This is a genomic window from Bradyrhizobium sp. 18BD (genome assembly GCF_054185225.1).
Window position 1 is genome coordinate 223563 of sequence record NZ_JAVAYL010000012.1, and the last position, 12905, is coordinate 236467.

Annotated in this window: 12 protein-coding genes and 1 pseudogene; 10 read left to right on the forward strand and 3 right to left on the reverse strand. The window is 63.6% G+C overall.

Annotation, left to right across the window (positions count from 1 at the left end; genetic code table 11):
* Positions 1-104 precede the first annotated feature (104 nt).
* Positions 105-254 (forward strand): hypothetical protein, encoded by a 150-nt coding sequence (locus RAD16_RS22735; RefSeq protein WP_326897582.1) that lies wholly within the window; start codon positions 105-107, stop codon positions 252-254.
* A 265-nt stretch (positions 255-519) separates the two neighbouring features.
* Here the strand turns inward: RAD16_RS22735 and xseA are convergent, their stop codons facing one another.
* Complete coding sequence (gene xseA / locus RAD16_RS22740; RefSeq protein ID WP_458160080.1) at positions 520-2142, reverse strand: exodeoxyribonuclease VII large subunit; 1623 nt, start codon at positions 2140-2142, stop codon at positions 520-522.
* A 136-nt stretch (positions 2143-2278) separates the two neighbouring features.
* On the opposite strand from xseA, the pseudogene RAD16_RS22745 reads away from it, so the two are divergent.
* From RAD16_RS22745 to RAD16_RS22765, 5 genes and pseudogenes are all read left to right on the forward strand, one after another.
* Positions 2279-2515 (forward strand): annotated as a pseudogene (locus RAD16_RS22745) (alpha/beta hydrolase); the annotation flags it as partial.
* 24 nt (positions 2516-2539) lie between these two features.
* Complete coding sequence (locus tag RAD16_RS22750; protein ID WP_458160121.1) at positions 2540-2839, forward strand: winged helix-turn-helix domain-containing protein; 300 nt, start codon at positions 2540-2542, stop codon at positions 2837-2839.
* A 607-nt stretch (positions 2840-3446) separates the two neighbouring features.
* The gene (locus RAD16_RS22755; protein ID WP_458160081.1) at positions 3447-3713 is read left to right on the forward strand and encodes a hypothetical protein; all 267 of its coding nucleotides are present in this window, start codon (positions 3447-3449) and stop codon (positions 3711-3713) included.
* On the forward strand, positions 3710-4531 hold the full coding sequence (locus RAD16_RS22760) for a tetratricopeptide repeat protein (protein ID WP_458160082.1): 822 nt from the start codon (positions 3710-3712) through the stop codon (positions 4529-4531). Before RAD16_RS22755 ends, RAD16_RS22760 begins: the two co-directional genes overlap by 4 nt.
* A 182-nt stretch (positions 4532-4713) precedes the next feature.
* Positions 4714-5955, forward strand: a complete 1242-nt coding sequence (locus RAD16_RS22765; RefSeq protein ID WP_458160083.1) for a hypothetical protein — start codon at positions 4714-4716, stop codon at positions 5953-5955.
* Positions 5956-6356: 401 nt separating this feature from the next.
* On the opposite strand, the gene RAD16_RS22770 is transcribed toward RAD16_RS22765, so the two are convergent.
* Positions 6357-7025, reverse strand: a complete 669-nt coding sequence (locus RAD16_RS22770) for a hypothetical protein (RefSeq protein ID WP_458160084.1) — start codon at positions 7023-7025, stop codon at positions 6357-6359.
* A gap of 214 nt (positions 7026-7239) precedes the next feature.
* On the opposite strand from RAD16_RS22770, the gene purD reads away from it, so the two are divergent.
* Both purD and RAD16_RS22780 read left to right on the forward strand, forming a co-directional pair.
* Positions 7240-8523, forward strand: coding sequence for a phosphoribosylamine--glycine ligase (purD, locus tag RAD16_RS22775; protein ID WP_458160085.1), 1284 nt, complete (start codon positions 7240-7242; stop codon positions 8521-8523).
* A gap of 154 nt (positions 8524-8677) precedes the next feature.
* Complete coding sequence (locus tag RAD16_RS22780) at positions 8678-9583, forward strand: alpha/beta fold hydrolase (RefSeq protein WP_458160086.1); 906 nt, start codon at positions 8678-8680, stop codon at positions 9581-9583.
* On the opposite strand, the gene RAD16_RS22785 is transcribed toward RAD16_RS22780, so the two are convergent.
* Positions 9580-10038 carry a nucleoside deaminase gene (locus RAD16_RS22785; RefSeq protein WP_458160087.1) on the reverse strand — a complete coding sequence of 153 codons (459 nt, stop codon included), beginning with the start codon at positions 10036-10038 and terminating at the stop codon, positions 9580-9582. The genes RAD16_RS22780 and RAD16_RS22785 overlap by 4 nt on opposite strands.
* A gap of 120 nt (positions 10039-10158) precedes the next feature.
* Between RAD16_RS22785 and RAD16_RS22790 the strand changes: the two genes are divergently transcribed.
* Positions 10159-12168: a pseudouridine synthase gene (locus RAD16_RS22790; protein ID WP_458160088.1), complete on the forward strand. Its 2010-nt coding sequence runs from the start codon at positions 10159-10161 to the stop codon at positions 12166-12168.
* Between the two features lie 174 nt (positions 12169-12342).
* Complete coding sequence (rsmD, locus tag RAD16_RS22795) at positions 12343-12900, forward strand: 16S rRNA (guanine(966)-N(2))-methyltransferase RsmD (protein ID WP_458160089.1); 558 nt, start codon at positions 12343-12345, stop codon at positions 12898-12900.
* Positions 12901-12905 lie beyond the last annotated feature (5 nt).

The window sequence follows — 12905 nt, forward strand, 5'->3', positions numbered from 1 at the left end:
GCACGGAGAATGGCCGACCGTGACGCTACGGATCGCGCGGCAAACCGGTTTCAGCGGATGTCGGTGCCTTAGTTCGACCATGATGTCGACTAAACGCATCTCACATGCGCAACCGCATCGTCCTCTTCTCCTCCGCACTGATCGTCTTCACCGTCGCGATCTTCCTGTTCGAAGCCCACGCCGGCTCGCCCATGCTCGCGCCGGAACATTGCGGCTTCTGGACCACGATCGACGCGGGATTGTCCTGCCGGTAGGGCGCGCTCCCTCCACAGCCGTCATTGCGAGCGCAGCGAAGCAATCCAGAGTCTTTCCGTTGGGGGATTCTGGATTGCTTCGTCGCAAGCGCTCCTCGCAATGACGAGGTTAGGGCTACGCCGTCTCCACACTCACTGTCATCGCCCGGCTTGACCGGGCGATCCAGCACGCCGAGGCGCCTGTGATTTACCGAGAAGCTGCGGCGTACTGGATTCCCCGCCTTCGCGGGGAATGACACTGCGGGCGGAGCGCCGCCATCGCGCTTCAGAACAAGCTGCCCTGATCGACCGGCTTGCCTGCGCGCTTCGGCGCGGGCTTCGTCTCCTGCGCGGCCTGCTTCGGCTGGGCCGGCGCACGCTTCGTCGCCGGGGCCGGGCGATCCGCGTCCGCCGTCGCACCCACGCGGCCGTCGGCGAACTCGATCTCGATCCGCGCATTCGGCCCGATGCTGTCGGCGGCGTGCACGGGATGTCCCCCGTCATCCCGCACCAGCGCAAAACCGCGCGCGAGCACGCTGCGATAGGACAGTGCGGAGAGCAGCTTGCCGCTGTTCTCGACCCGCGCATCGAACCGCTGCAGCAGCGTGACCAGCGCACGGTTGGCGCGCTCGGCCAGGCGATGGGTGCGCTCGCGCTGGCGGGCGATGGCGTTCCGCTGCGCCTGCGCATTGGAAAGCTTCGAGGCACGCAAGCGCACCTCGAGCCCGGCAAAGCGGTCGCGACGCTGCCGCAGCAGCGAGCGTGCGGACAGGCCGAGCCGTTCGCCGCAGACGGTGAGGCGATGATCGGCCTGCGAGATCTGGCCGTGCAGCACGCGCAGCGTCAGCTTCGAGCTTGCCGCGGTGAACCTGCGGAAATGCGCATGCGTATTGGCCTTGAGGCCACGGGGCAGGGAGGCGCCCGCCGAATCCAGCCGCTGCCGCGGGATCGCCAAGAGATCGCCGGCCGACGGCAGCGCGCGCGCGGCGGCGCGCAATTCATTGCGGCGGTTTTCATGGCCGCGCTGCCAACAGGCGCGGGTGCGCCGCGCGAGATCGGCGACCTCGACGAACAATTCGCTGCGCACCGGCACCGCCATCTCGGCGGCCGCCGTCGGCGTCGGCGCGCGCTTGTCGGCGACGAAGTCGATCAGCGTGATGTCGGTCTCGTGGCCGACCGCCGAGATCAGCGGGATCATGCTCTCGGCCGCGGCGCGCACCACGATCTCCTCGTTGAACGACCAGAGATCCTCCAGCGAGCCGCCGCCGCGCGCGACGATCAGCACGTCGGGCCGCGGAATCCTGCCGCCCTCGGGCAGCGCGTTGAAGCCGCGGATCGCGGCTGCGACCTGCTCGGCCGAACCTTCGCCCTGCACCTTGACCGGCCACACCAGCACGCGGCGGGGAAAGCGGTCCTCCAGCCGATGCAGGATGTCGCGGATGACCGCGCCGGTCGGCGAGGTCACCACGCCGATCACCTCCGGCAGCCACGGCAAGAGCTGCTTGCGGGCCTCGTCGAACAGGCCTTCGGCGGCGAGCTTCTTCTTGCGCTCCTCCATCAGCGCCATCAGCGCGCCGATGCCGGCCGGCTCCAGCGCCTCGATCACGATCTGGTACTTCGAGGAGCCCGGATAGGTCGTGAGCTTGCCGGTGGCGATGACCTCCAGCCCTTCCTGGGGCTTGAAGCGCATGCGGCCGTGCACGCCCTTCCAGATCACCGCCTCGATCTTGGCGCTCTCGTCCTTGAGCGCGAAATAGCAATGGCCGGAGGAGTGGGCGCCACGGAAGCCTGAGATCTCACCGCGGACCCGGACATGGCCATAGGTGTCCTCCACGGTCCGCTTCAGGGACTGCGAGAGCTCGGAGACGGTGAATTCGAACGCGTTGTTCAGTTGTTCCGCAGGCGGCATCGGCAAACGATTCGGTATTTTGGGGTCGGACCCGACGTTAAGGATTTTCGCCGCGCGGCGCCAATCCGGGAATTGAATGAAAGAGTACTCTGTAATATAGAGTTTGTTACTGACAATGGATTTGGCGGGGTTGGCCATGGCGATGCAATTGCTGCGAGGTGCTTTGGGCTTGCTGAAATGGGGGCTGTGTGCGGTCGGCGCCGTGGCGCTGCTGCTGACCGTCCTGATCGCGACGCCGCTCGAGCGGCCCGCGGAGATGCGCTCGGTCTCGGAGTCCGCCATGGGCATCGACTGGTCCATGCTGCCGCCGCTCGAGCGTTTCCAGGCCCGCGACGGCACCTGGCTCGGCTTCCGCCATTACGCGCCGAAGGGGACTCTGGATGCGGCGGAGCTAGACTTGGCAGAGCTCGACGACATCATCCACCAGCCGCTGCGCCTGAAGATCATGGCCGCGTTCAACGCGTTGCCTGCGGAGGTCGGCCTGGAATTCGCCCGCCTGAAGAAGCTTACCGGCGCCACCGACGGCAATCTCGGCGCACATATCGAGACCCTGGCCAAGGCCGGCTACGTCTCGGTGGACAAGGCCTTCGTCGGCAAGAAGCCGCAGACCACAGTGACCGCCACCAGCACCGGCCGCGGCGCCTTCGCACGGCATGTGGCGACGTTGCAGGAGATTATTGCGGGGAAGCAGGTTTAGCGCCGATCGTCATCTCAGGGCGTTGTGTAGCCGACGCTTGCTTCAGATCGCAGCGCCGATTGCTGTGCCTTCTCCCCTTCCGGGAGTCGGGATAGTAGAAAAACGTCAATAATTTCAATATAGAAGGCGAGACTGTCCCCGTCCTGTCCAATCGCGGCGACGCTCGCATTTTGGTGCCCCAATACGCATTTTGTAGGGGCTACCGCCCGGCTTAGCGAGGATCCGTAAGGGCCGGTCGAACAATGAACTTCGTGGACCACCGTAGAAGCACGGCGTTCGAGCTGCTGCGACTCAGATAAACTTGAGGTTGCCCACGGAGATTGCAGCATGGCAACTGGTCCAAGCAAGTCCCGCTACCCTCACGTCCCCGAGCGCAACCAGCGCATTTGCGCCCGCTACGACGAAGGCCGCGCCTCAGGTCTGTCGTTGACGGCCCTTGGAAAGGAGTTCGGCCTCAGTCGAGAGACCGTTCGCCTCGTCATCATCAGCCGTGACCGCGCGCGCCGACGAGCAGAGGCATTTGCGCGACGAGCAGACGCACTTGCGCCACTGAGAGAGGCGTTTGCGAAGGGCGTCGGTCGGCAAGTCAGCCCCCGGCGGTAGCATCATGGCGAAGCTGGACGAGCAACGAGTAGCCCTGTTCTATGAAAAGCTGACGGGAAAGAAACCAGATCGCGGTCACTGGGACGTGACGCGCCGCGACCTTGCGCAGAAAATCGTCTACATCGAGGAGGCGTGCGGGTCGGTTCTTGCGATCATTGACGAGATTGAGCGTGCTGCGCCGGACGACCCCGAAGCCATGGCCCAGCTTCTCGCGAATCTACGCACCGAGTTTAGGTTTCTCGACACCCTTCAGGATAACCGGGGTTTATGACCAAGATAAATCCGCTCGTTCTACTCGCGCTCGCGACGATGACCGGCGCAGCGTCGGCGCAGAGTAATTCAAACTGCTTCACTGCGGGAATGCCGCCTAGGGATATAATCTCGGCCTGCGATCAAGTTATCGCGAATGACACAGGACATGCTCAAGCTCATATTGCTCGGGGATTGGCTTGGTACGAGTTGAGAGATTACGACCGCGCGATCAGCGATTTTAGCCGAGCCATCGGCATTGATCCAAAGTATGTCAGAGCTTTTTACTACAGAGGCCTCGCTTTCGAGAAGAAGGGCAAACTCCAAGACGCCCTTGCAGATTATCGATACTTCGCACAAGTCGATCCGTCGTATCCCGATGCACAACGCGCGTTAAAGCGCGTAACAGCAGGTCCGACGAACGTCGCCGGCAAACCTGTTGCAACGGCTGCTGGGTTGGAAAATATCAGCATGGAAAAAAGCGGCGGCGTGTATGTCATTCCGGTACGCTTTAACGACATCATCACGTTGCCGGCCATAGTTGATAGCGGCGCAAGTGACGTAAGTATTCCCGCCGATATTGTTTCAACCTTGATACGCACCAAGACTATTACGGATGAGGATTTTTTGGGCGAACAAATCTATGTTCTCGCGGACGGTTCAAAGGTACCGTCCCATCGGTTTCGCATTCGGTCACTGAAAGTTGGAAATAAGACCGTCGAGAACGTAGTTGGGAGCATTGCCTCAGTGAATGCGACAATTCTCTTGGGTCAAAGTTTTTTGAGCAAGTTCAAATCGTGGTCGGTGGATAATGAGCAGCACACTCTGATCTTGAGGTGAGCTGTTAAAGCGCCAAGGCTTATGCTGCGATGTACATCACTCCTTTGCTGTTCAACGATTGGCCGCGCGGATGTCCACGACCTTGGCTGCCTTGAAGTATTACGGTGACAGTGCACTAAACCCTGTCCACTGATTGGTAGTCCAACACTGTCACCGTAAATCTTCAATTTCCCGGATGACCTATGCCATTTTTTTCCGACCAAGAACCCGTCAGCGAGACGCTTTTCAGCGACCAATCGTTGTCAACGCTCATCGACATGCAGAAAGGTCGCGCGGAGAACGTCGTCGCGGAGTACGGCAGCGATGCGCTGCTGTCGACGCCGGCCGAGGACATCGTCGAGCAGGCCTACGACGTTTGCCATCTCGAAGTCCCTGTTCTGCTGGAGGACAAGACCTTTCAGGCCGACCCGCGTGAGGTGACTCGGGAGGTGCGGGATTACGGTCGCATGATCAGCGTGCAGGGCTTCCAGTATAGGATTACGGTCCCGTTTGAGGGCCACCTCGGGCTGTTCCGCCACTCCTCCTCGTTGTCGGTCGGCGACTCGCCGCGGGCGAAGGCCAACGAGGACGGCATCACCCTCACCGCTTCGGGCTACAACCTCACCAAGGAGGAGCTGCAGGCCCACTTTAAGAAGGTCATCGACGCTATCAAGATGCGGCTCAGCGGTCAGGAGAAGGTCGTGAAGCCTTTCAACGACGCTTTGAGGCCTAAGGTCCGCAAACTCGTGGAGGAACGGAAGAAAGGCATTTTGGCGGCGCGGAGTATCGCTGAGTCTCTGGGCTATCCAATGGTGCGTGCCGGTCACGTCCCGATGACCCATGTCCCGGCGCAGATGCGACGCCGAATTAGGCCTTCACTGCCTCCTCAGACCTCGACAGCCTATTCCCCCGAGCCCGCCCTTGAAGAGGCGGAGTACCAGCACATCCTCAAGATCATCGACGACATGTCCGTGATGATGGAGCGCAGCCCCACGGCGTTTGAGCGCCTGGAGGAAGAGCACCTCAGGGATTTTTACCTCGTCGTCCTCAACGGCCACTACGAGGGCCGCGCAACGGGCGAGACCTTTAATGCCAGCGGCAAGACGGACATCCTGATCCGGGAAAACAACCGCAACGTATTCATCGCTGAATGCAAGTACTGGCACGGCCCACAGACGCTGATGGACGCCCTCGACCAGCTCCTCGGTTACCTGACGTGGCGCGACACCAAAGCCGCGCTGATCATGTTCAACCGCAACAAGAACTTCACCGCCATGGTCAAGAAGATGGTGGAGACCGCGAGCGAGCACCCGAACTGTAAACGCGATCCGGTGCAGGAAACGGAGACCCGATATCGCTACGTGTTCGCCTGCAAGGACGACCCCGCGCGGCAGATCATCTTGACCGTCATGGCTGTGAACGTCCCGAACCCGAGCGATGAATGACCTGCGATTACAGTGCACTAAACTGTGTCAACTGATGCTTTGGAATTCAGTGCACTGTCACTGTAATGGCCAAATCCGCCTTTAGCTGCGATGTCTGACTGTGGAAACCAAGAGCTTCCATAGGCCGCCATCCGCACCGATAACAAGTTCGCGGCACTTGTTGTAGTCGAGCTGCCCCAGCTCCGTGATGTGTGCGGCGGGATTTCTGTAGCCAACCGTCAGCACGTTAAGGAAGCTGGAATTACGGTGACAGTGCACTAAACATGTGAGCAATGCTTTGGGAGTTTTGTGCACTGTCGCCGTAATTTTGCGCAGTTAGGTCGCGGTGCGAGTCGCGCGCGGATCGCAAGCTGTCGGGCTGCACCTTGAAGAAGCGCCATCTCTGTTGTGGCGTTCGCCGTCTAAGAGGTGCCGCCGATTATCTTCTTGGAGCGTAAATCATCAAAAATTGCAGAAACAGAGCTTGATGCGCTGCTTCCGTTTCCGACGAAAAGTCGGCCACCCGCGCTCACCTCTCCCGACCCCACCCAGAGGTTTCTTGCGGTAGCCGGATCAACGAGGCGTGCCTTGAACACCGTTTGGCGACTGTATCTGTGCATGGGGGTTGTTGTTCCAGTCATCGTTCCGGACGTACTTCCTGCGAGGGAAACATTCGAGATATTTCCGTTGCGTGTGACAGTGCCGCTAACATCGGTCGAACCCGAATATTGGCCTTGAAAGAACGTGCCAGCGTATTCCTTGACGACGCCCGTATCCCCCACATTTATGATTAGAACTGCATCGACGCTGTTGTCGGCCAATACTTTCCGAATTTCCGCGTCAGTGTAAGTTCGCGTCGGTGGAAGGAGCGCGTAAGCATCTTCGGCCCCAATACCCCGCTTCGCCGATTCCTCAGCGATGCTCGATTGGAAACTGGAAGCCAGTGCTGTCGGCGCGACGACGTAAGCTGCTATGCGTTGTACGGGCCGCGCCGGTAAATCTCGGTCAGCGTAACCCTGCATGGCAGTAGTTATGCAGCCTGACAGCAGCATCGCGGCCAAGCAAAGCAATACGGACCCAAACCGTGCCATGTGATTTCCCCCCGTTCACGCTAGTACAGCGTTCAGGAGGGCGCCACCGAAAGTTGCGGCTTTCAGGCCGACGTGACCATCATCTCCACCGGTGCGGCGAATTCCATCAGTGGTCACGTCCCGGAATGACGGGGAATGGATGGTCACCCCCTTGAGCCCCACCCCGATTCGTGCGACCTCCGGCCCCAGCAAAACCCCTCATTTCGAGCCTTCGATGCACATTCTCCTGCTTGGTTCCGGCGGCCGCGAACATGCCCTGGCGTGGAAGATCGCAGCCTCTCCCCTGGTGACCAAATTCTGGTGCGCGCCCGGCAATGCCGGCATCGCGCGCGAGGCGGAATGCGTGGCGCTCGACGTTGCCGACCATGCCGCGGTGATCGACTTCTGCAAGACGAACGCAGTCGACCTGGTCGTGGTCGGCCCGGAGACGCCGCTTGCCGCCGGCATCGTCGACGATCTCACTGCTGCCGGCATCAAGGCGTTCGGTCCGAACAAGATCCCCGCCCAGCTCGAAAGCTCTAAGGGCTTTACCAAGGCGCTCTGCACCGAATTCGGCATTCCGACCGGCGCCTACAAGCGCTTCACCAGGCCTGAGGATGCGCGCGACTACGTCATCAGCCAGGGCGCGCCGATCGTGGTGAAGGCCGACGGGCTCGCCGCCGGCAAGGGCGTCGTCGTCGCCAAGACCGTGCGCGAGGCCGAGGACGCCATCGCCATGATGTTCGAGGGCGCCTTTGGCGAGGCCGGCGCCGAGGTCGTGATCGAGGAATTTCTGCCCGGCCGCGAGATCAGCTTTTTTGCGCTGTGCGACGGCGAGACCGCCATTCCGCTGGCCTCCGCGCAGGACCACAAGCGCGTGTTCGACCACGACGTCGGCCCGAACACCGGCGGCATGGGCGCCTATTCGCCGACACCGCTGGTGACGCCGGCAATCCACGACACGATCATGGCGAAGATCATTCTGCCGACGGTCGCCGGCATGAAGCAGCGCGGCACGCCGTTCCGCGGCATCCTCTACGCCGGCATCATGCTGACGACGCAGGGGCCAAAGCTGTTCGAGTTCAACGTCCGCTTCGGCGATCCCGAGTGCCAGGTGCTGATGCTGCGCATGATGTCGGACATCGTGCCGGCGTTCCTCGCTGCCTGCGACGGCCAGTTGAAGAATTTCGATCTGCGCTGGTATCCGGAATCAGCGCTCACCGTGGTGATGGCGGCGAAGGGCTATCCCGGCGATTATCAAAAAGGTACGCGCATCGAGGGGCTCGATGACGCCGCCAAGGTGGACACGGTGGAGATTTTCCACGCCGGAACGGTGGCGAAGGACGGCGCCATCCTCGCCAATGGCGGTCGCGTGCTCAATGTCTGCGCGCTCGGGGCGACCGTGACGGAGGCGCAGGCGCGCGCCTATCAGGCCGTCGACCGCATCAACTGGCCGGAGGGCTTCTGCCGCCGCGACATCGGCTGGCAGGCGGTGAAAGCCGAGAAGGCACGGAGCTGACTGGGTTTTTGCCGTCCGGCGCGCAATTGGTGCCGCGCCCGTCGGCACTTCAAAAATGTGCAGGCGGGGCTTGAACTTAGCTACTGTGCATGGGGTTGTTTTTCGACTTATTTGTTGGGCCCCCCTCGCGACTGACCAGACAAGGATGCCGAAGATGTCCGATCTCGCCGACCTCTACCCCGGCTTCGCCTCGGAATGGATCAACACCTCCCTCGGCCGCATCTTCGCCCGCGTCGGCGGCAGCGGCCCGCCGCTGCTGCTGCTGCACGGCTTCTCCGAGACCCATGTGATGTGGCACCGCGTGGCGCCGCAATTGGCCGACAAGTTCACGCTGATCATCGCCGACCTGCCGGGCTATGGCTGGTCCGACATGCCCGCGAGCGATGCACTGCACATCCCCTACAGCAAGCGCGCGATGGCGAAAGCGATGGTCGAGGCGATGGAGCAGCTCGGCCACGTCCACTTCGCACTGGCCGGCCACGACCGCGGCGGCCGTGTTTCCTATCGGCTGGCGCTCGATCATCCCGGCCGGCTGTCGAAGCTCGCCGTGCTCGATATCCTGCCGACCTATAATTACTGGGAGCGGATGAACCGCGCCTATGCGCTGAAGATCTATCACTGGACCTTCCTCGCCCAGCCCGCGCCGCTGCCGGAGACGCTGATCTCGGGCAATGGCGAGTTCTTCCTGCGCTTCAAGATGGCGAGCCAGACCAAGTCGAAGACGCTCGATGCGATCGATGCGCGCGCACTCGCGCACTACATCGCGCCGTTCCGCGATCCCGCCCGCGTCCACGCGATGTGCGAGGACTACCGCGCCGGTGCCTATTTCGACTACGACCTCGACAAGGCCGATTTCGAAGCCGGCAAGAAGATCACGGTGCCGATGCTCGCATTGTGGGGCAATGCCGGCGTGGCGCAGGCCGCCGCCACGCCGCTCGATACGTGGAAGCAGTGGGCGACCAATGTCGACGGCATGCCGGTGGATTCAGGCCACTTCCTCACGGAGGAGAATCCCGATGTGACCGCGAAGGCGCTGCGCGAGTTTTTCCTCGCGCCTTAGCGCCGCTCCCGGAAGAACTCCCGCAGCAGCCGGGCCGCCTCGCTCTCGCCGACGCCGGAATAGACATCCGGCGCGTGGTGGCAGGTCGGCGAGGCAAAGAACCGCACGCCGGACTCGACCGCGCCGCCCTTGGGGTCGGCCGCGCCGTAATAGAGCCGCCGGACCCTTGCAAAGGAGATCGCGCCCGCACACATGGTGCAGGGCTCCAGCGTCACGTAGAGGTCGCAGTCCACCAGGCGCTCGCTGCCGATTTTCCTGGCGGCCTCGCGCAGGGCCACCAGTTCGGCATGAGCGGTGGGGTCGTGGTCCGTCAGCGTCCGGTTACCGGCGGCGGCGATGACCTCGTAGTCCCGGACCACCACGCATCCGATCGGAACTTCGCCCGCCTTTCCGGCATTTTCGGCCGTCAGAAGCGCCAAATCCATGAAAGAGGGGGCTTTCAAGCCTCGTATCATCCGAAGAAACCTGCTAGTAGCTCCGCCTTCAGCAAGAGTGAATACCGGTTTTGCCTGAGCATGCGGCTTGGAACGAGCGCGCGCAATGCTCCCGCGCCGCCCCCTTAAGTGAGATTATTCATGCCTCGCAACAGCGACAAAGACAACGATTCCCGCGGCCGGCGAGGCCCCCCCAAGGGACCGTCGAAGGGCGGCCGCAGCGGCAAGCCGCGCGGTCCCGACAAGAAATTCGCCAAGCGCGGTTTTGAAGGCAAGAGCGAGGGGAGGGGCGACCGCGACAGCCGCCCGCCCCGCGGTGACCGCGAGAGCCGCGCGCCCCGCGAGGGTAGACCGTTCCGCCGCCGCGAGGAAGGCGATGCCCCGCGCCGCGATTTTTCCGACCGTCCCCGCTTCAAGCGCGACGACCGCGGCGGAGAGGGCCGGGGCGAGCGCAGCTTCAAGCCGCGTGGCGACCGTCCGTTCTCGGATCGCTCCTCGCGCGACGGCGAGAAGCGGCCGTTCAAGCCGCGCGGTGAGCGCCCGTCCTATGGCCGCGACGACCGTCCGCCGCGCAGCCGGGATCGCGACGATGCCCGTCCCGCCGGCCGCTCCAGCGAGCGAAAGTTCGGCGACAAGCGGCCTTATGCGCCGCGCGGCGAACGTCCGGAACGCAAGTTCGACGGCGAGCGGAAGTTTTCACGCGGTGGCGAGCGGGGCGACTCCAAGCCGTGGCAGAAGCGCGACGACCGCCCGCGCGGCGATCGCCCGCGCAAGTCCTTCGACAAGGATTTCGGCGGCCGCGATCGCGGCGAGGACAAGCCCTGGCAGAAGCGCGATGACCGCCGTGACGGTGGCCGTGGCGGCGAGGACCGTCCGCGCTTCCAGCGGCGCCGCGACGAGGGGGGTGACGACCGCCCGCGTTTCTCGCGCCCGCGCGAAGAGCGCTCCGGTGACGACCGTCCGCGGTTCAATCGCTCGCGCGAGGGCCGGCCTGAGGGACGCAGGGACTGGCAGGAGCATCCGCGCAGCGAGGGCCGTTTCGGCGATCGCCCGCGCCGCGACAACGAGGACGACAGCAGGATCTTCGAGAAGCGTCCGGCGTTCGGCGGCCGCGGCGCCTATCGCGACCGCGATCGCGATTTCGAGGGACGGCCGCGTCGCGACGAGGCGCCGAAGCCGAAGAAGACCGGCGAGCGCATCGCCAAGGCGCTGGCACGTGCAGGGCTTGCCTCGCGCCGCGACGCCGAGGAGATGGTCACGCAGGGCCGCGTCACCGTCAACGGCCGCGTCATCAACTCGCCGGCGCTTGACATCACCAAGAACGACGTCGTCCTGGTCGACGGCAAGCCGTTGCCGGAGCGCGAGCGCACGCGGCTATTCCTCTATCACAAGCCGCGCGGGCTGATGACCACGCATGACGATCCCGAGGGTCGCCCGACCGTGTTCGACAATCTCCCCGAAGGCCTGCCGCGCCTGATCAGCGTCGGCCGGCTCGACTTCAACACCGAGGGCCTGCTGCTGCTCACCAATGACGGCGGCCTCGCGCGCACGCTCGAGCTGCCCGACACCGGCTGGCTGCGCCGCTATCGCGTTCGCGCCCATGGTGACGTCACCCAGGCGCAGCTCGACGAGCTCAAGAGCGGCATCGAGGTCGAGGGCGTGAAATACGGTCCGATCGAGGCGTCGCTGGAGCGCGACCAGGGCGCCAATGTCTGGCTGGTGTTCGCGATCCGCGAAGGCAAGAACCGCGAGGTGCGCAACGTCTGCGCCCATCTCGGCCTCGAGGTGAACCGGCTGATCCGCGTGTCCTACGGCCCGTTCCAGCTCGGCGAGATTCCCGAAGGCCAGGTCGACGAGATCCGCTCGCGCGTGTTGCGTGAGCAGCTCGGCGACAAGGTGATCGAGAAGTCGGGCGCCGAGTTCGACGTGCCCTCGAAGGCTTCGCGCGTCGACGACGCGCCGAGCGAAAAGAAACCCGCGAGCAAACGCGCGGTGATCAACGACCGCAAGGGCCGCCGCGTGCTGGTGCAGCGCACCGGCAGCGAGGAGGCCCGCGAGCGCAACGAGATGGAGGCGAACGGCTACGGCCCGCCGCGCCGTCCCAAGCGCGGCTATCACGGCAAGCGCGATCTGACGCCGCGGGAGGAGTGAGGTGGAGTGCGGTTCGTCACTCGGCTCTTTCTCGTTCCCTCCCCCCTTGCGGGGGAGGGTTAGGGAGGGGGGTACCACACGCGAGGTCTGTGCACGTGGCACCCCCTTCCCCAACCCCTCCCCGCAAGGGGGAGGAGAGCTCATCGTTTGCGTGGCCGCGGGACGGGCAATGTAATGCGCGTCGTCGGCGGCAGGTTGAAGGGGCGCAATCTCGCCTCACCGTCCTCGCGCGACATCCGCCCGACGGCGGACCGCTTGCGCGAGTCCCTGTTCAACATCCTCGTGCACGCTTACGACGATCCGATCGAGGACGCGCGCGTGCTCGATCTCTTCGCCGGTACCGGCGCGCTCGGCATCGAGGCGTCGTCACGCGGCGCGAAGTTCACGCTGTTCGTGGACAATGGTGCGGAAGCGCGCGCGTTGCTGCGCAACAATGTGGAATCGCTGGGCCTCGGCGGCGTCACAAAAGTCTATCGCCGCGATGCGACCGACCTTGGCTCCGCACATCCGGTCGAGCCGTTCTCGCTGGTGTTCCTCGATCCGCCCTATGGCAAGGGCTTTGCGGAGAAGGCGCTCGCGTCCTTGCGGGATGGCGGCTGGCTGACGCCGGGTGCGCTGCTGGTGGTGGAAGAGGCGAAGGCCGCACAGTTCGTGACGCCGGAAGGGTACGAGGAGCTGGAGCGGCGGGCGTATGACGATACGGAGTTCGTGTTTCTGCGTAGGGCGGATTAGCGAAG